Here is an 18,734-nt window from a genome sequence, read left to right as displayed (position 1 = left end):
TTTCGGGGTAAGGACTGGCGCAGAATGAATGGATGATCATGTGGAAACATATTTTGCAGCGATATTGGAAAGTAACTACCTTAAAAGAATCACCGGCGCAAACGCCGTATTCATTGTATTTACTAGTGATTCTGTCGCTTCTTTTTTTTATTGTCGTTAGTGTTCAGTGGTCTTTGGTGGCCCCAAAAAAGCAGGCCTTTCAGATTCCATTTCTTGCGGCAGCCATCCTTCTCGGGACCTATTTTATCTATACCTTATTTCTTTTATATCTAGCCGGAAAATCAGAACGACTTGTCCAAACTGTCAGCTCACTCTATGTGACCTATCTGATTATTCATTTACTTGCCTTTCCCTTGATTTTCTTCTCGCAAATTATGCTTGGCGAGCAAATTAATAATCTTTTAATGCTGCTTTTGCTGTTAATTTATTTAGTGGCGGCACTCTTCCTGACCGGCTGGCAATTTTTAGTGACTGCCAATATCTACCGCCATGCTTTGGATTTAAGCTTTGTTAATGGTATTCTAGCCTGCCTGGGATTAATGGCATTCAGCCTTCTAACTCTTTCTTTTATCCGGTGAGAAAATGCATCTACATATACTCGGTATTAGCGGTACATTTATGAGTGCTTTGGCACTACTGGCCAGGGAAGCGGGATTTACCGTTACTGGCAGCGACGCCAATTGTTATCCGCCCATCAGTGACTTGCTGGAGGCCAAAGGTATTGACTGGGTTGAGGGTTATGACGATGCATCAATGGCGTTAAAGGCAGATTGCATTATCGTAGGAAATGCAATTAAACGCGGTATGCCTGTACTTGAGGCGATTCTTGACGCAGATAAACCTTATACTTCCGGCCCTCAGTGGCTTGCAGAACATATTCTCAGCAGATACCGGGTACTTGCAGTTGCAGGAACTCATGGAAAAACAACAACTACTTCAATGCTGGCTCATATACTGGATCAGGCGGGCCTGGAACCAGGGTTTCTGATTGGCGGAGTCGCCCCCAATTTCAATACCAGCAATCGTCTGGGCAAAGGGAAATGGTTTGTTATTGAAGCGGATGAGTACGATAGCGCCTATTTTGATAAGCGGCCTAAACTCATGCATTATCGTCCCGAAATCGCCTTGTTAAATAATCTTGAATTCGATCATGCCGATATTTATGCTAATCTGGAGGCTATTCAACAACAGTTTCATTATTATTTGAAAACAATCCCTGCCAAAGGAATTGTGCTTAAGCCACGCGATGATGCAGCGCTGAATGCTGTCGTAGAACAGGGGGTATTTTCTCGACTGGAAGAATTAGCCTTGAATGGCGATGCGCAATGGCGTGCTGAATTACTGGAAGAAACCGGACGTGCTTTTCGTGTCTGGCATCATGGCAAGATCGTGGCCGAGGTGAATTGGCCGCTGATAGGCCGTTTCAATGTGGAAAATGGTCTGGCGGCCATTGCGGCCAGTTCCCATACTGGCGTTAATCCAGTGGATGCAGCAAGGGCGCTCGAATCATTTCGTCCGGTTAAGCGCAGGCTTGAAGTAAAATCCGATCAGAACGGCATAACCGTTTATGACGATTTTGCCCACCATCCGACTGCAATCAGTAAAACCATTCATGCTTTGAAGAATAGTCAGCGCCATAAGCGCATCACTGTGGTGCTGGAGTTTGCTTCTTACACCATGAAAATGGGCGTACATGGCGATAAAATTCGAGACGCTTTACAAGAGGCTGACAACGTTATTATTTTAAAGCCGCAACATTTTAATCTGGATGATTTGGTTAAAAGCTGGAATTTTAGCTACAAAATTCTTCCTACAAGCACCGAAATTGTCAATGAAGTGGCCACCAACTGTCAGGCTGGCGATGCCATTCTGGTAATGAGTAATCGAGGCTTTGACAATATCCATCAGCAACTGACCGCGGCTATTGCCCAACTTGGTTGATGCTGTCGCTAGAACAGCAGTCACCCGCTGGCGTACAAAACCGTCTTTGCGAGCGTTAGCGAAGCAATCCAGCTCATAACTTTGTTTCAAAGTTCGATCTGGATTACTTTACTTTGTTCGCAAAGACGACAAGTTAGTTGCTATTATTGTCTGCAACAAGGCCGTGGGGAGTGACGTAGTTGCACCTAATGAATAATCTTGCCGGATATTTCAGCCCCTATTCAATCAGGATGCCAGCATACAATATTGCTGGCTTGCTTTTTGCACCTATAAAAACCTGGTTAATCGACTATTTATATTGCAAAATCTTTAACAGATTGTTATAAAAAAAAAGGTTCCCAAGGAAACTATGGATTGGGATTAGCAACGTCGCTGATTTTTAGCTGCGAGTGGATGCTTGTGGAGGGATGCCATGTCAGATTTTAAAGTTCTGCAAAAAAAAGCAATAAAACTCCCTGCGGATTTAACTCGAAGCAATAACACTGGGTTGTTCGGTACATTTTTTGGCTCCTGTTTACCCTTAAATCGAATCAATATTCAACATTTGAATGATGCAGAACTTCTGAAGCTGGTCGCGGAAAGTCTTAATTTTTATAAATCCGCCAGCGATAAGCTGAAGTTCGATATATTAGTGGGTATGTATATATTTATATGGGAGCGTCATGACACGCCGGTAGAGTGGATTTGGGATAAATCTTTATTTAACGCAATGCGGAATCACCTGGGAGTGGATGACATCCACCACTTGGAAAAAGAGTATTATGAGCGCGCATTGCTGTCACTGCGGCATTATTTTACCTGGCTAAATGATAATCAAAATACAGTGGAGTTAAATCCTACCTGGCAAGCTTTCCCACTGGATACCCAAAGTTTAATTCATGCATTGCTTTGCGCGGAGCCCGAGGAAGAAAAGATTAGCTGGAATTGCGGCATTTTTAATTATTGTTAAAAAAGGAGCTCTCATGGGATATCGTAAGCCACCCTTATCGCATCTGTTAGAGAAAACAGCTTCGCTAAAAAAGGATTTTGTTCAAAAAGCCAGAGGCTATACTCCGCCTACCTATGAATATTTGTTTGAGCATTTGGATAAACTAAAAAAAGATTATGCGGAAGCTGCGGCTAAAAGCTATAAGACCAATGAAGAATATGTAACGCTGCTCATTCAAACTATGGCCTTACTACCCAAACCTGAGGAAATTGACGAGAGAGCTAAGGCGCAAAATGTTGATCGTGATGAATATGAGGCAGAGTGCAGAGATATTTTAATGGGGGCAATATTCGATCGATTTTTTCGGATGAATACGGGATATACCTCATGGTATTTCTGGGATCGCGAAAATAGTGTTTTATATACAAAATTACGAAAAATTCTGGATATAGAGAAGAACACAATCACAGATTCCAGGTCGCTGTCTGAGTATTTTAAGAAACATCCTTATGCCTTGAAAGAATATTTAAAAGCCTATCATAAATTTTTAAATCAGGCTTACAAAACGGAAACAACTGAATTTACCTGGCAAGCCTTGCCGCATGTCCGTGATCAAAAGGCGCAATATTTTTTAAAATTAGAGGGATTTATATCCAACGCAAAAGAAAAAATTAATAAAGATAAAACCTATCATGACATTAAAAAGCAAATTCCTTATGTTCATTTTGTGTTATCGATGAAAAACTCTTTTGTCAGTTGTGAAACCAGAATTTCGGAAATACTTAAGCAGTTAGAAATTCAGGCAGCTTCCTCTGGTCCCTTCAACGATGGAGATGAAATGCTAGCCTGGGCTAAAACCCTGGTGCCGAGAGAATTGATGAGTGTATTTGAATATTGTGCTGAACGCTTTGAATTTGAAAAAGATGCTGACAATGTGTTAGATCTTGTAAAACATATGCGTATTCGGTTAAACGGTATGTTAAGCCACTCTCTGCTGGCTGTTTATATTATGTGCTCAGAGCAAATGAAGAAAAAAGATTTGAAAGAATCTATTCTTTACAAACTCTGCCATCATGCCATTCATTCAGGGCTTGGATTAATTGACCCTGAGTCGGTTCATGATGCACTGGATATTTTTGCTACTTTCAGGAGTAAATTAGGTGAGGTCTATGCGCCAGTACTAAAAAATACACCTTGGGAAAAGCTTGGATTAAAGGTCCTCAATGAGGACTTTAACAATTTAACCGAAGAATACCAGCTGCTGCTGCAAGGAAAAAATGCAGAGGAAAAGCGCAGCAGTATGGTGCCTAGTTAGGGGGGCAGATTCCAGTTCCTTCAAAAGTTCTTCCCGCGGAGCGGGAAGAATTTAAAATCAATTCGCAATGTGAAATTGCAAGCTGTCGTCTTCCCAACTTGCCTTGATGGTATCGCCTGATTTGAATTCCCCGGTTAATAAGGCCTGAGCTAGCGGGTTTTCAAGCTTTTGTTGAATGATCCGTTTTAAGGGTCTGGCTCCATACACGGGGTCAAAGCCTGCTGCCGCTAGATGTGCAAGGGCATCCGGAGTTACTGAAAGCTGAATATCCTGCTGCTGCAGGCGCTGCTGTAAGTAACTTATTTGAATAGCGGCGATGGTTGCTATCTGCTCTTTGTTCAGAGGATGGAATACCACCGTATCATCAATACGGTTTATGAATTCAGGTCGGAAATGCTGGGTGACAATTTCCATCACCGCGGCTTTTAACTGATCATAACTGAGCTTTTTAGCCATATCCTGAATGAGATGAGAACCCAGGTTGGAGGTCATTACGATCACTGCATTGCGAAAATCAACAGTTCGTCCCTGTCCATCGGTCAAACGTCCATCGTCCATGACCTGCAACAGGATATTGAAGACGTCTGAATGGGCCTTTTCGATTTCGTCCAGCAGGATGACCGAGTAGGGGCGTCGTCGGATAGCTTCTGTCAGATAACCGCCTTCTTCATAGCCTACGTAACCAGGAGGGGCGCCGATAAGACGAGCGACTGAATGTTTTTCCATAAATTCGGACATGTCGATACGCACCATTGCATCGCTGGTATCAAAAAGAAAGCTTGCCAGTGCTTTGCATAACTCCGTCTTACCGACTCCGGTAGGCCCAAGAAATAAGAAGGAACCAATCGGACGGTTCGGATCTGACAGACCGGCGCGTGAGCGGCGAATGGCATTGGCTACCGCGTCAACGGCTTCATTCTGCCCAATCAGACGTTTGTGCAGGGCGTCTTCCATATGCAAAAGTTTTTCTCTCTCGCCTTCAAGCATTTTTGCAACAGGAATACCGGTCCATTTGGAGACAACATCGGCGATTTCCTCTTCGGTGACTTTATTGCGTACCAGTCGATTTTCTGTTTTTTCGGCTTCATTAACTTTAGTTAACTGTTTTTCCAGTTCAGGAATTCGTCCGTATTGAAGCTCAGACATTCGGGTCAGATCGCCTGCGCGTCTTGCCGTTTCCAGCTCGACTTTGGCCTGTTCCAAAGATTCCTTGATTTGTGTCGCTCCCTGCAAGGAAGCTTTTTCAGACTTCCATACTTCTTCCAGATCGGCATAATTTCTTTCCAGCTCATCAATATTGGTTTGTAAATCCTGTAAACGCTTTTTGGAGGCTTCGTCATGTTCCTTTTTTAAGGCTTCCCGTTCAATTTTCAATTGAATCAATCGACGCTCAAGCTTATCCAGACTTTCTGGCTTGGAATCAATTTCCATGCGGATTTGGCTGGCTGCTTCGTCGATTAAGTCAATAGCTTTATCGGGCAGTTGTCGATCCGTAATATAACGATAGGAAAGGGTGGCTGCGGCAACAATTGCCGGATCGGTAATCTCAACGCCATGATGTACTTCATAACGTTCCTTCAAACCTCGAAGTATGGCGATCGTATCTTCTACAGACGGTTCGTCAACCAGCACTTTCTGAAAACGGCGCTCAAGAGCGGCGTCTTTTTCAATGTATTGACGGTATTCGTCCAGAGTAGTGGCACCGATGCAATGAAGCTCGCCGCGCGCAAGTGCAGGTTTTAACATATTGCCCGCATCCATAGCACCTTCTGCTTTACCAGCTCCAACCATTGTATGCAATTCGTCTATGAAGAGAATGATTTGGCCTTCCTGCTTCGCGAGATCATTTAAAACGGCCTTTAAACGTTCTTCAAATTCACCACGGTATTTGGCTCCGGCAATTAAAGCGCCCATATCAAGAGACAAGAGGCGTTTACTCTTTAAACCTTCTGGAACCTCACCATTGATTATACGCTGAGCCAGGCCTTCAACAATGGCTGTTTTACCGACGCCAGGCTCGCCAATAAGGACAGGATTATTCTTGGTTCGCCGCTGGAGTACCTGGATAGTTCGTCGAATTTCATCATCCCGGCCAATTACGGGATCAAGTTTTCCCTGCTCCGCTCTGGCAGTTAAGTCGATGGTGTATTTTTCCAAAGCCTGCCGCTGCTCTTCAGCATTAGGATCATTGACTGCGGCTCCGCCCCGCAATTCATTGATAGCTTTTTCAATAGACTGAGTCGTGGCGCCTGCCTGTTTCAGGATTTTACTTAAATGACTGTCTTCACTGATAACAGCCAGTATGAACATCTCGCTTGAGATATAGCTGTCTTTTTTTTGTTGGGAAAGTTTGTCAGTCAGATTAAGAAGCCGGTTCAGGGCATTGGATATATGAATTTCGCCGCCAGTGCCGCTGACTTTAGGCAGCTTGTCGAGCGCCTGATCAAGCAAGGTTTTAAACTCAGTGAGATTGACTGCTGCCTTTGCCAGCAAAGCGCGGCAGCTGCCTCCTTGCTGATCGAGCAAGGCTTTCATAACATGTTCCGGCTCAATAAAGCCATTATCTTTTCCTAACGCTAAAGATTGTGCGTCAGCAAGGGCCATTTGGAACTTTGATGTTAACTTGTCCATGCGCATAAGAGGAACCTCTTTTTTGTTATTTAATTTAACCGCTATCTGCCGTAAAATGTGGGTTCATTTTTTAAAATCAAGTAGCCGCAACAATGAATAATCCTTCAGTAGAGAATTCCGCGGATTCTCAAGTCCTGCTAAATCAAATTGTAATTGAATTTATGAAAGAACAAAAACGCAAACGACGCTGGAGATGGGTCTGGCGTATTCTGTTTTTGCTATTAATTGTCTGGATTGTTTATGAAGCAGCCTGGGATACTGAAGAAAAGGGAGCAGGCAGCAAACCTCATGTCGGTTTAATTGATGTCAATGGCAGCATCTTCGATACACAGAGTAATAATGCTGAAAATTTTGCAAAAGGTCTGGATGCCGCTTATAAAAATAAAGGCTTAAAGGCATTGATTTTGCGAATCAACAGTCCTGGCGGCAGCCCAGTGCAAGCCAGTTATATGTATAACTCATTAAAATACTATCGCAGCAAATATCCAGATATTAAGGTGTATGCCGTGTGCGTGGATATTTGCGCATCCGCTGCTTATTATGTGGCGGTTGGCGCTGATGAAATTTATGCGGATGAATCAAGTCTTGTGGGATCGATCGGGGTTTTGTATAACGGCTTTGGTTTCGTAGATGCCATGCAGAAGCTCGGGATTACCAGGCGCTTGCAAACCGCAGGCAACAACAAGGGAATACTGGATCCCTTTTCCCCAATCACTCCAGAGCAAACTCAGCTGATGCAAACCATGCTGGATGATATTCATCAGCAATTCATCGCCAAAGTTAAAGAAGGGCGGGGCACGCGTCTGCTCATTGATGATCAGACTTTTTCCGGTTTGTTCTGGACTGGAACACAGGCTAAACAGCGCGGTTTAATTGACGGTATAGCCAGCAGCGGTCAATTAGCGAGAGATACTATCAAGATTGACACGGTATCTGATTACACTTATAAGCAAAGTGTATTTGAAAAAGTCAGCAAAAATATTGGAACCGCGATGGCTGATCAATTGCCTTTGGCTCTCGGTTTGAATACCGGGCTCCGATAATGGATGAAAAGTTATACTGTTAATTGCCACAAAATCGTCTTTGCGAGCATTAGCGAAGCAATCCAGAGTCTGGCTTTATTCAGGCTTCGATCTTGATTGCTTCACTTTGTTCGCAAAGACAAAAATGCGACAAAGTGAGAAAATGAGATTTAAAAAGAGCGGCTGATTAGTGACTTCAGATTCAGCAGAAAATTTCTTTTCATACTGCCGATTGCTGTCAGCAGGGCGAATTTTGCTGCTTCTTTTAAAAAAGCAAAAATCCCTGAAGCCCGAATCATTTTCCATCCCAAAAATACCAGTGGAAGCGCTCCAAGGGCAACCATGCGTTTATCACCCATGTTGTAGTCAAGATTTCGCTTATAATAGCGAACTTTACTCAACTCGAGCTTTAACCGCATGTCTGTCTGCATCAGCTCTTGGTAGATTTGTTGTCTCTGCTTCATCATGGATATCTTCCGGATGGTGAGAAAAATATTCTCGGGTTTTTTCAAAACTCATCTTTCTTACATTTGAAAGGGCAAGCCTGTAAACGGTATACATTATCCCCAGGTTTAAAACGACTACTAGCAATAAGGCTAAGGCGATACTGCCAAGGAGATAAAATAAACCATAGGCCACCAGCGACATTATCAGTAGCCATAAAGTCATGCTGATAATCAAAAACAGGACTGTATGGATAATGAGAGGCAAAACCCCCATTGCCGCCAGTCTTGTTTCCAGCTGGAATACTTTCGCGAGTAACTTATAGCTTTCCAGTTTACTGGAAACAAGGCCTGTTATCGTTTCAAATAGGTTACTCATTTTATAGATAAAACTTTGGCCAACACGAACCCAATGCCTCCAGCGATTAATAATGCACTCAGCGGATTGGTTTTTACCTTTTCAGTTAACTCATCAGAATATTGTTTCACTGTTTCCTGTGCTTCATTCACTTTCTGGGCAATATTCTCTTGATAGAGTTCATTTGCCAGTTTTTTACCTTCTTCGAGAAGCTGACTAGCTGCTTCACCTACATGGGATTGTGATTTAAATCCAGATTGATTGCTCATTTGCGGTCCATTTGATCGTGGTTGATTAAGATTTGAATTGTCCATTTCATCGTTCCTTAACTAGTTGTCGATTATTCTTTAAAAAATATCGTTACTAATTAAGTATAGTCTATGAATGAGATTTGTTTATTTAATGCGGCTTCAGTTTATTCTGAGAAATAGCGAACCGTCTCGAAGGAACACAGCGTGAGTCTTCGAGACAGATAAGGATAATCTTTACTTTAGTTGCTCCCAAAAGTGGGTGTATCAGATGCGGGTGCTTCTTCAATTCTGGATGCTTTAGGCAGAGCGAATTGTCCAAAACTTGCCAAAAGGCTGGCTGTGCCAACTTTTACAGGAGCCTCGGGAGCCGCTTTTTCGACTGGAATAAACTGAAGCGCTTTATCTGAAATTAAGTCTGGCGTGTAGATTTTGTTGGTAAATTCAGAAACCTTCAAATGACATGCGCCCTGACTCTGATCAAACACCATCCTGACTGTTCCGTTTAACTCACAAACAGGCACAATATTGCCTTTTGTTTTTCCACTGACCTCCGCTGAGGCTCGGGGAATGACCTTTTCAAGATCATCATTAACTACCTGAACAAGCGAAGAACCATCACTGCCAATGGTGAAAAACTTCTGCGGATCCTCGACATCATCGAGATCTGCAGTGGAACAGGTGAAGATTTTCAGATTAACTTTTGCAGAAATTTCTCGATTTTCAGGATTCTTAACCCAGTCGATGTGGCCTTTAACCATACCGCGCTCAAGAATAAAATCCGGATTAGTAGCTAGCTGCATGCTATGGGTGAACTCCTGTAGTAAAATAGCTTCAAGAAACTGGCCGCCAAAATGATAGATTTTATTGGCCTGTGAGCCGGCGGTATGAATCTGATCGCCTGTGAAATTTTCAATGGCCTGTCGAATCCAGGGATCATTATTATCATTACTGTCTTTGGCTGTGATCACTTTTCCATTAAGAGTCACCCCCTTGCGCTGGATATCTTTAACAATGGTAGCGCTGTCGGGAAGTTGCGCCTGCTGGCTCGTTAATTCCAAATCAAAAAATGATTGAGTGCTTTGTAGCTGCTCGGTGCTGTATTTTACTTTACTGACAGGAATCTGACCTGCGGCATGATTGCGGGATAACTGATAACTGCTCAGTAAGGATTCATGCAGCTTTATCAGCAAACTGCTTATCTCGGTATCGCCCCCTGGGACAATAATCGAAAGTTTTTTCCCTGATGAAGCGGGTATTGATTGAGCTTCATCTAATATTCGATATTGTTTGCTGTCCAGATAGTCTTTGAAATGAATTGCCGCAGTAGCTCCTTCGGGTTTAATAAGCAGATTTTCCACAGTAGATATCGCACAAGCCAGGTCACTGATACTCATCGTATCGTTTAAAGACAGGGCTTCGTCCAACTGCTTAAGAAATGCTGCTTTATGATTGGTACTGAAATATCCATGCTTTTCTTGACGAACTAATTGTCTTAATTGTTCCAGGATGTTGCTTTGTACGGTAACTGCCGTTTGCTTGATTTTCATATAACTTTAAAACTTAATGTACACCCTGCGTATAATATGGTATAAACATTAAGGCCGTATTAAGTACAAAAGAGAATCAAAGTGACCGGTTTTTTTAATAGAAGTGGGGCGGTGGTCCCTGAAAATAAAGAGGCATCCCCAAGTTGGTATTACGTTCCTGTGCTTGAGCAGTTTAGAAATCAGACCGCTGGGAACAAGCGAATGTGGCTCTGTGCCAGCCAGAGTAATGTGGTGCGTCAATTTTATACATCCACAGACGCTTTAAAAAAAGCACTATTTTCACGTCTAGGCGCTAATCAAACCTTATCTTGCTACAAAGTATGGCTGAGTGCGGAACAGAAAGAAAATCTTGTTCAATTAAACAATAATCCTGAGATCTTCACTGCTGCAATTTCATTGCAAAGCACTCAGATTAGATCGCTGATTAAATTACGTGAGCAGGAAATCGAGGAAGTGAATCCCAACTTTGGCGAAGCTGTTCCCGCTTCTGCCTCCTGTGCTGCCTGAGTTTAAAAGAAGTCCCCTCTACCAGGTCATGAGAAGACTGGAGGCACTGCCATTAGATATTTATCTACGTCCCTCAGCTTGTCCGAGGGATCCAGAGATCCAATCCTGGCATGAGACTCCTGGATCCCTCGGACAAGCCGAGGGACGTAGGAGTAAGGGTACAGCCCCCTGAATTAATCGGAGCAAAAATGGCTAAAAAACAATATAGCATTAAAGAACTGCAACAATTTAATACCATGCAATCCTGTGTTGAAGTACCAGCAGGAATTCCGGAAGAGATACGGGTCGCCCCCGAAGCGCACATTACCCGTATTTTCAGAGAGCGTAATACACAATGCGGCAATCAGTTCTTTGGTCACTGTTTACCCAGGAAGCCGGAGGAACCGGATACAGCAGCGAGCGCTATTCCAGTAATGTAGGTTTATTGTAACTGCTTCCAGGATTGACGGCCGAAAATCTGAGGTCCCGGGTTTTCACCTACTTTCTGAATGCCGCCGCTGGTTCCCGGCATGTATTTGTATTCTTTACTGCCGGCATTCAATATGGAGGGGCCGGCTATCAGACCCACTTCAGACTTGATGCCGCTAGGTGGTACGGTGACTGAGCTTCCGCCATCACTGGATGTGACTGAATCGGCAGTGGTGAACGCGCCGTCTCCATTCAAGTCAAATACATTATAATTCAGACGGCTTCCTGTCAGCGCATTCAGTTCCATAAGCCAGCTTTCACCGCCGAAATCGCAGGGATCAGAGGTGGGAATAACGGTTGCAAAAATGATTTTGCCATTCAAGTAGGTGAGATTGGAAATAACGCGCTCCCCTCTGGCCTGACCATTCACCACTAAATCGAGAAACCAGCCGCGATCATTATTTGCTAACAGATTCGTACTGGTTACGCGAGTGTTTTCCTGCTCCGATAGAATAGTCTGTTGACGAAGCTGATCGCGCCGTATTTCAGAAGTATTGTCATCTCTTAAGGCATAGACTGATTGCACGCTCAAATCGATTTTGTCGCTGGGTTCAAGGTATTTACCTGTTCCTATATAAACCTGTAAAGCGGAAGCACTGAAAGTCACTCGCGAAATTTCTGGTCGGGTGGTGATTGGCTGGCGTTTTCCCGTACTGTCCGCAGCTACAAAAAGGGGCAGAGGCTGATTTCCCTGCTTATACCAGAAGTCCCACTGAGACGGATTAGCCGATGAAATATCAATTTTCCATAAGTTGCCGAATAAATCACCCGCATAAATAATATTAGCGATTGAATTACCATCGGTATCGACAACCGCAGGTGAAGCCATGCCGTTAGGTCGTCCAAGGCCAAGCGGATCCTTACTCATGCCTACGCCGGTATCCAGCTTTTTAATCAGCTCGCCGGTATCAATATCTACGATGTAAATCACGGCGTTACCAGTGGTGCTGGAGAAACCGTCACTGGCTGTATTGTTATAGCCATTGCCAAAAACAGCGGCCCAGCGGCCATTAGCCAATCGTACAATGGACGCCTGTCCGTAAGTAAATCCCAGGTCCGCATCATCGCTGTCGGTGAATTCCCATTTCACAATGTTGGCGGCGTTATTTTCGTTAAACTGGGTCGGCGTAGTGACATCCAGAGCGAAAACGCCCTGGCCACCGCCTCCCAGCGTACCAACCAGTGCTGTTCGCCACTGCGAGTTTATAAATACATCAACCACTGTCGGCGAGCCATCGACGTAGAATTGATGCGTGTAATTAGGATCGGTTAGCAAATTGAGCTTGGGAAACACTTCCGCTGGCACATAGGCGAATAGTTCATTTCCTGCTTTCGCATCAAAGGCGTGCAGCATGCCGTCATTAGCACCGACATAAATGACGCTCTGCCGGTTGATATTATTTTGACGGAATGTGCTGTATGGAGCTGCATTTTCAGCAGCATTATCCGGCCAGACGGGGGGATAATTCTGATTAGGCGCTCCAACAACAACGCCCTCCGAATTAATAATATCGCCAAGCAAAGTTTTTCGATTACGGAATGTTCCGCCATTTTTCTGCTCGAGGGATTGATCACCCCTTAAATAATTAAGACGACTGCCTCCAAGATTGTCACTTAGCGCATTCTGAGGATTGGTGTTAAGGGCGCTAATCTGCGCTGAATCGAGATCGGATATGCCAGGAAAGGAAGGAGCGCCTGGCCATCTGAATTTAATTCCTTTTTTGGTTGATGGTTTAAAAGTCAGTATTTTTCGACCGGTGTTAAAGTTTTGCAAGCTGAGAAGTTGACCCGCATCCCAGAGAGAACCTCGTGGACCACTGCCAGTACTAAGAATATTGCCGCTTGTTTCATCAATAGGAAATGCCAGTAACTGACCGCTCCAGTCTTTTGTTTGAAAGATGGACTGATAAATAAAAGTATCGGAAGAAAGAAATCCGCTGCTCAAGGCCGCTGAGGAAAACGAACCTGCGCGATCCACTATCAGAGAGAAGGCTTTTGCTAGTTGGGCCCGCAGGCTGTTAGCGTTGGTGACTAGAAAGTAATTGTCGGGATCACCGCTGTTTGAGGTGTCAAACTCCCCTTGAATGTCCGGAACATTATTCCCATTGGAGTCATTAAAACCTCCCCATTTCGCGGCATACCAAAGCGGCGAATTGAAAATAATTGCCGAGGGGGTATTGCTGGGAGTAAAGGTCCTTGTCGTGGATATTGGTAATGCCGCTTTATCTTGCCAGGCTTGCCCAGGCAGTTTTCCAGGCGGGGTGTCCAGAAAATAATCAACATCATTAATCGCAGCAGTATCGCTGTCTCTCACCTCGAGATATACTCCATCGGCTGTGGTGCCTGAAATGACATAGCCGAGGTGTTGATTAATGCCGCCCGCAGCATAAATGGTTTCAGTACTAATAGTTAAGGTATTATTAGCGTTGACTGTAATAGTGTATTTAACCACCGCATCCATATCGAAATCAGCGCCTTGCTGCAAATCGGCAAAATTGACTCGGAAAACCCCGCCGGTGTTAGAGAGTGATTCAATATAAAAATCAACGATTTCATTGCTTGGCTGATATTGCCCTTGCTCCGCATTGATATTTAAGCCTGCAACCGATTTTGCGAAGGGAACAATGGTGACAATATTATTTCCTACCTTGAATTTTATTTCGGGTTGCGGTGAAGAGAGAGCGATAATGTATGACTTCACATTTTGCGTGCCTCTTGCGCTATTTAAGTCATTTATCCAGCCATAATAGGCAGCACTTGCTGCATAATAACTGCCTTCCGAATTCGCTTCCTGTGGAGCAAGTCCTCGTATATTACCGAAGCTGGTCACGGTCTTTGGTGTGGGGGCGCCATTGGCTACTGCGCCGGATTGACCGATGAAAGCCGAGACACTGGTAAATCCCTCTCGATTAAAAATAGTTTGAGCCAGCGAGGATGCATTCAGCGCAGGATTTAAATCGCTGCTTGCCGTATTAAAAGAGTTTCCGGGCACCTGATCGCTGTCATAAGAAGGATAAAGATCGCTAATTACCAATAGATTAGCCTGAGAGCAATAGGGGTAAATGCTATAAGGATTTTGCCAACCCGGCTTTGGCAGACCAAGCGTCGCATCGGTTCCACTGGAATAGTCGAAACTGGGGGTGGGGGAACCTTTGCCGCCGAGATAGCGCAAAGCTTCATACATAATTTCGCCGATGGGATTACCCCACATCTCACATTCGCCATTGACAATATTTCTGGTGCTGATGAATCCACAGGAATAATTATAATTGCTATCAAAGCCGGTGACTGTTAACTTGTTGATGGTCGAAATAATGCCATTCACCGCCGTAAACTGGCCGGTATTTAAATTGATTTCATCGGTGATACTGGAAATATTTTTTCTCAATACACCGCCCGCCAGATTGTTTTTGTAAGAGCCGGTCATTAAGCCAAATAGCATCGAATTATTTTCACCAAACTCCTGTAGAAGCCCGATAGGTTTATATTGGCCGTTGGGATAAGCCCGGCAGTTGCTTTCAAGCCCTGCACTGGAGTCACAGACTTTGACTCTTACCGTATAGTCAGTGATCCCGAGAATAAGGGGACCGCTACTGCCATTAAGCGCGCGGCTTCCGGCGACCGGCACTTCAATGCTGACCCACTCCCATATGCGATAGGGTTGGTTGGCTGCCACTCGCAATAAAGGGGCGCTGGTTCCATTTCTTAGCGTGGTATTGACAAATAAATGACGCGTGCCTAACAAGGGGGGGAGGAGCGGGGTATAGTCGCTTATATTATACCCATCGACAGCAAAACTGGTATATTCTTTACCCCAGCTATGCCCGTCTTGTGGAATATAGGTTCGTTCAAGAATGGTTTGATTGAGCGCGTCATTGGAGCGATATCCGCCGTAAAGCACTTTTCTTATCGCGTCCAGTCTGGCAGTAGTTACATAGTTTAGAAAATTTCCACTCCAGGCGCCAACACATTTTTTAGTGCTGGTTACTGAAATAGGATAAAAAAATTGCTGCAGGCCGCTGTACCCATAGCATTTATAACTATCATAATACCCATAATAATCAATTGCCGGATTGAACCGTAAATCAATAACATCATCGCCGTTAATATCGGACGCATCATTGTAAGCTTCAAAATAGAGTTTATGGTCACGTTCAAGAATCAGCATCGTCAAGGGAGCTACCGAAGAAGAAATAAATAGAGGTGTTTGCGATAAGTTAAGGGTTGCGGCCTGACTGGTCAGGATTCCAAACCACAAAAGCCAAACTATCAGCAGGAGTCGTTTCATTAAAATCTCCTTCCCACTGTGGTCTGTAATACGGTAATTGCCTCATCCGTAAAACCATAACCTCTTCCGGTAACCTGGTAGTAATAGACCCCCTTGCTTCGAGATGACGAGGTGCCAATCACAGGGGAATCAGGCACAAATTGTAGAAACTCAATAATAAATCGCGGTTTAGAGCTCGCCTGTTTAAGAGTGGAGCTATATTCAGCAGAGTTGCTTTTCCACCAGCTGTCTGACTGGCTGGCAAAATCAAGATTCTGATAGGGCTCCTGCACACAGGGAAAGCTCGGGCAGAGTGTATAGAGGGTGGGCTGCCTGCTTTGACGAAGTAACCAGTTTTCTCCGGCGACTAAAGCAGTTTCTGCAGATGCAAACGACATTTCCTTATTCTGCATATTTGCGGACATTTTTTCCTGCATTTGCGTTACCTGAACGGCACTGATGGCTAATAACGTGATCACCAGCAGTAAAAGCAGGCTAACTGCCAATGTGGCTCCTCTCTGCTTTATATGCAAATCGCTTTTCATAAGGGAAGTCCTCGATTACGCAAGGTAACAAAAATAGTCCATTCCCGCCGGAGCTTGCGATCACCCGGAGTTAAATTGCTGCCGTTGTAAGAATAGGACATTGCCTTGTCAGCCACATTTTCAACCGTGGCCAGGAGCAGATTAATTTGGACTGAAATGACGTTATTCCAATTGTCGCCGCTTTGAACCTGGGCTGCTGTCTGATAGGTATCGACCGTGTTATCGCCGTTGGTGTCGACGCCATAACTAATACGCATCTGCTCAATTCCCTCGGCTATCTCGTCCTCATTGCCATTTCTGTCTTGCCTGACCAAAGCCAAAATAGCCTGATTTTGGGCATTCACCCGACCGGTATCTTTTATATAGTAGGAATAATAATCAAATATGGCTATCTGGGCAGTACGGAGATAAGCCACACTCAAATCATTGGAAGTGTTTTGATTTGAAGAGTGGGTAATGGCGGTAGCATTGCTGTTGGAGCCGGCAATGAAAAGATCCCCCACAGAACAATCAGTAATCATCAAGGGGGTTCCTGCTGTAATTCCCATGCGATCATAGACCAGAATAGGATTGTTAGGTCTATTCATGTCATCACGAAGCTGTACCCCAAGACTGGATGCCTTGCGTATTTCGATAACATCGCTTCCTGGAACGGATTTGCCTTGCAGGTTTGCGGGCAAGCCCGGGCTGAATGTGGATCCAGCGCCATCATAACCGCGCAAGGGTTTGTCATAATCTAGCATTGTTGATAAATTTTTTATTAAATTGGTCACTTTGACTTGTCGTTGGTTTGCACAGCCCTGATAACCCGCCATCCGTAGATCATAACTCAGCATGTAATCGGCATAACGTCCATTTTCCTGTAGTCTGGCAAGCGCGTCCTGTATGACAAAGGTAGTTTTATTACTGAGATACACTATGGAAATACTGGCTACCAAAAGAGTCCCCAGACTTATGGCAATCATAAATTCAATAATTGAAAATCCTTGCTCATTTCTTTGTAAACTGCTCATAACTCAACATCCATGGTAAGACAAGCCAAATCCACCCGATAGTCACCGCTGCAATTCATCCCGGTGGCGCCGGTACGGTCATTATCCCAGCGAATAATAATTGTAAATACATTGCCATTACGAGTGACACTGCCCTGTCCATTGGGTAGAAGCTGACTGTTTGCCTGATTCCATTGATAGAGATCGCGCTGCGCGATTTGCGACATACTGCAGGTGTTGCAGTTAGGGTTTGTAGAAAGACCAGACATATTATTGTAAGAGCCCGCTTGCACCCCTGCAGGATTAGCCAGCATCCGGTCAAACATATTACTCATCTGGGAAATTGCAATCGAGCGCAGATAAGCGGAATGATTATAGCGAACCGCGTTGGTCTGCAATGAAGCAATGCCTAATAAGCCAATGGCCAGGATTACTGTGCTGATGAGGACCTCAAGCAAACTGAATCCTTCCTGTTTGCTTAACATGTGCATAGGAGTTCGGGATGATGAATGTTAATTTGGGCTTGCAAGAAGTGTGCCAGATGCCTGCGGGACTCAGTGTGTACTCCTACATCCCTCAGCTTGTACTCCTACGTTCTCGGCTTGTACTCCCTACGTCCCGCGGCTTGTCCGAGGGATCCAGGAATCTCATAGAGAAACACTGGACCCTACGGACAAGCCGCAGGGCATAGATACCTATGGGACATAGATAAATACTCCAAGAGTTTAGCTGCCTCTTGTGACAGGCATAAGGGTTTGTAGTAAAGCTTTGAAAATTTTTGGGTTTCCTCCGGAAATATCGCCTTTTTTGAGATAATCTTCACCGCCTTGAAGATCACCGACCAAACCACCTGCCTCTTTAATCAGTAAGGCGGCGGCTGCCATATCCCAGGGTCTTAGTCCCATTTCCCAAAAGCCATCAAGACGGCCGCAGGCCACATAGGCTAAGTCCAGTGCGGCGGAACCGGTTCTGCGGATGCCTGCACATTTTCCAATCAAGGCTTCAAATGTAGGCATATACCTTTGAGCGAGCTTGGGATCACGGAAAGGAAATCCGGTTCCCAGCAGGGAAGAGTCAAGCTGGGTTTGTTTGGATACTCGAATACGCCGATCATTTAACTGAGCGCCACAACCGCGGCTGGCGGTAAAAAATTCATGGCGAATTGGATCATAAACGACCGCATGTTCAATCCTGTTTTTGATTTTGCAGGCGATAGAAACGGAAAAGAAGGGAAACCCATGCAGATAATTGGTTGTGCCATCAAGGGGATCGATCATCCAGGTAACTTCTGAATCGATATTATGAGTGCCGCTTTCTTCAGCAAGAAATCCATGATCAGGATAAGCTTTATGAATAGTATGCATAATTGCCTGTTCGGCTTTAATGTCCACTTCACTGAAATAATCGTGAGTACTTTTAGCGCTGACCTTTATTCGGTCAATTTGCTCTATATGGCGAACAATAATATCACCCGCCTGCTTGGCGGCGGTCACTGCAATATTTAATAGTGGCTGCATAA

The 18,734-nt window shown here is 44.5% G+C and carries 17 protein-coding genes; 7 read left to right on the top strand and 10 right to left on the bottom strand.

All coding sequences use genetic code 11. The annotated features are described in order from the left end of the window. The first annotated feature begins 38 nt into the window (after positions 1-38). The 4 genes from DYH61_RS10605 to DYH61_RS10590 all read left to right on the top strand — a co-directional run bounded on the left by DYH61_RS10605 (position 39) and on the right by DYH61_RS10590 (position 4,184). Entirely contained in the window at positions 39-578 is a 540-nt protein-coding gene (locus DYH61_RS10605; RefSeq protein ID WP_058508083.1) for a hypothetical protein, read from the top strand. A gap of 4 nt (positions 579-582) precedes the next feature. Next, entirely contained in the window at positions 583-1,941 is a 1,359-nt protein-coding gene (mpl, locus tag DYH61_RS10600) for a UDP-N-acetylmuramate:L-alanyl-gamma-D-glutamyl-meso-diaminopimelate ligase (protein WP_058508082.1), read from the top strand. A gap of 412 nt (positions 1,942-2,353) precedes the next feature. Beyond that, complete coding sequence (locus DYH61_RS10595) at positions 2,354-2,890, top strand: hypothetical protein (RefSeq protein ID WP_058508081.1); 537 nt, start codon at positions 2,354-2,356, stop codon at positions 2,888-2,890. A gap of 13 nt (positions 2,891-2,903) precedes the next feature. Continuing rightward, positions 2,904-4,184, top strand: coding sequence for a hypothetical protein (locus DYH61_RS10590; protein WP_058508080.1), 1,281 nt, complete (start codon positions 2,904-2,906; stop codon positions 4,182-4,184). Positions 4,185-4,241: 57 nt separating this feature from the next. On the opposite strand, the gene clpB is transcribed toward DYH61_RS10590, so the two are convergent. Then, complete coding sequence (gene clpB / locus DYH61_RS10585; protein ID WP_058508079.1) at positions 4,242-6,821, bottom strand: ATP-dependent chaperone ClpB; 2,580 nt, start codon at positions 6,819-6,821, stop codon at positions 4,242-4,244. An 86-nt stretch (positions 6,822-6,907) separates the two neighbouring features. Between clpB and DYH61_RS10580 the strand changes: the two genes are divergently transcribed. Continuing rightward, positions 6,908-7,858 carry a S49 family peptidase gene (locus DYH61_RS10580; protein ID WP_058508078.1) on the top strand — a complete coding sequence of 317 codons (951 nt, stop codon included), beginning with the start codon at positions 6,908-6,910 and terminating at the stop codon, positions 7,856-7,858. 149 nt (positions 7,859-8,007) lie between these two features. Here the strand turns inward: DYH61_RS10580 and DYH61_RS10575 are convergent, their stop codons facing one another. The 4 genes from DYH61_RS10575 to DYH61_RS10560 form a co-directional block, all read right to left on the bottom strand. Then, positions 8,008-8,256, bottom strand: coding sequence for a hypothetical protein (locus tag DYH61_RS10575; RefSeq protein ID WP_058508077.1), 249 nt, complete (start codon positions 8,254-8,256; stop codon positions 8,008-8,010). Continuing rightward, the gene (locus tag DYH61_RS10570; RefSeq protein ID WP_058508076.1) at positions 8,231-8,659 is read right to left on the bottom strand and encodes a hypothetical protein; all 429 of its coding nucleotides are present in this window, start codon (positions 8,657-8,659) and stop codon (positions 8,231-8,233) included. Before DYH61_RS10570 ends, DYH61_RS10575 begins: the two co-directional genes overlap by 26 nt. Next, positions 8,656-8,952, bottom strand: coding sequence for a hypothetical protein (locus tag DYH61_RS10565; RefSeq protein ID WP_234999883.1), 297 nt, complete (start codon positions 8,950-8,952; stop codon positions 8,656-8,658). Before DYH61_RS10565 ends, DYH61_RS10570 begins: the two co-directional genes overlap by 4 nt. 176 nt (positions 8,953-9,128) lie before the next feature. Continuing rightward, positions 9,129-10,436 carry a hypothetical protein gene (locus tag DYH61_RS10560; RefSeq protein WP_058508075.1) on the bottom strand — a complete coding sequence of 436 codons (1,308 nt, stop codon included), beginning with the start codon at positions 10,434-10,436 and terminating at the stop codon, positions 9,129-9,131. Between the two features lie 81 nt (positions 10,437-10,517). Between DYH61_RS10560 and DYH61_RS10555 the strand changes: the two genes are divergently transcribed. Together DYH61_RS10555 and DYH61_RS10550 are read left to right on the top strand one after the other, a co-directional pair. After that, positions 10,518-10,943, top strand: a complete 426-nt coding sequence (locus DYH61_RS10555) for a hypothetical protein (protein WP_058508074.1) — start codon at positions 10,518-10,520, stop codon at positions 10,941-10,943. A 188-nt stretch (positions 10,944-11,131) separates the two neighbouring features. Next, entirely contained in the window at positions 11,132-11,362 is a 231-nt protein-coding gene (locus tag DYH61_RS10550; RefSeq protein WP_133129130.1) for a hypothetical protein, read from the top strand. 2 nt (positions 11,363-11,364) lie between these two features. Here the strand turns inward: DYH61_RS10550 and DYH61_RS10545 are convergent, their stop codons facing one another. The 5 genes from DYH61_RS10545 to DYH61_RS10525 all read right to left on the bottom strand — a co-directional run bounded on the left by DYH61_RS10545 (position 11,365) and on the right by DYH61_RS10525 (position 18,732). Next, a complete protein-coding gene (locus DYH61_RS10545; RefSeq protein WP_058508072.1) occupies positions 11,365-15,699 on the bottom strand; it encodes a pilus assembly protein in 4,335 nt (1,444 codons plus the stop codon). After that, complete coding sequence (locus DYH61_RS10540) at positions 15,699-16,223, bottom strand: pilus assembly PilX family protein (RefSeq protein ID WP_058508071.1); 525 nt, start codon at positions 16,221-16,223, stop codon at positions 15,699-15,701. The genes DYH61_RS10545 and DYH61_RS10540 overlap by 1 nt, the downstream gene beginning before the upstream one ends. Beyond that, positions 16,220-17,236: a PilW family protein gene (locus DYH61_RS10535; protein WP_058508070.1), complete on the bottom strand. Its 1,017-nt coding sequence runs from the start codon at positions 17,234-17,236 to the stop codon at positions 16,220-16,222. The genes DYH61_RS10540 and DYH61_RS10535 overlap by 4 nt, the downstream gene beginning before the upstream one ends. Further along, complete coding sequence (gene pilV, locus DYH61_RS10530; protein ID WP_083499246.1) at positions 17,233-17,706, bottom strand: type IV pilus modification protein PilV; 474 nt, start codon at positions 17,704-17,706, stop codon at positions 17,233-17,235. The genes DYH61_RS10535 and pilV overlap by 4 nt, the downstream gene beginning before the upstream one ends. A 234-nt stretch (positions 17,707-17,940) precedes the next feature. Next, complete coding sequence (locus DYH61_RS10525) at positions 17,941-18,732, bottom strand: inositol monophosphatase family protein (RefSeq protein WP_058508068.1); 792 nt, start codon at positions 18,730-18,732, stop codon at positions 17,941-17,943. Between the last annotated feature and the right edge of the window lie 2 nt (positions 18,733-18,734).

The organism is Legionella quinlivanii, from assembly GCF_900461555.1.
Lineage (GTDB): Bacteria > Pseudomonadota > Gammaproteobacteria > Legionellales > Legionellaceae > Legionella_C > Legionella_C quinlivanii.
The sequence above is the reverse complement of the archived record's forward strand: the minus strand, read 5'-3'. Positions and strand labels throughout refer to the sequence as shown.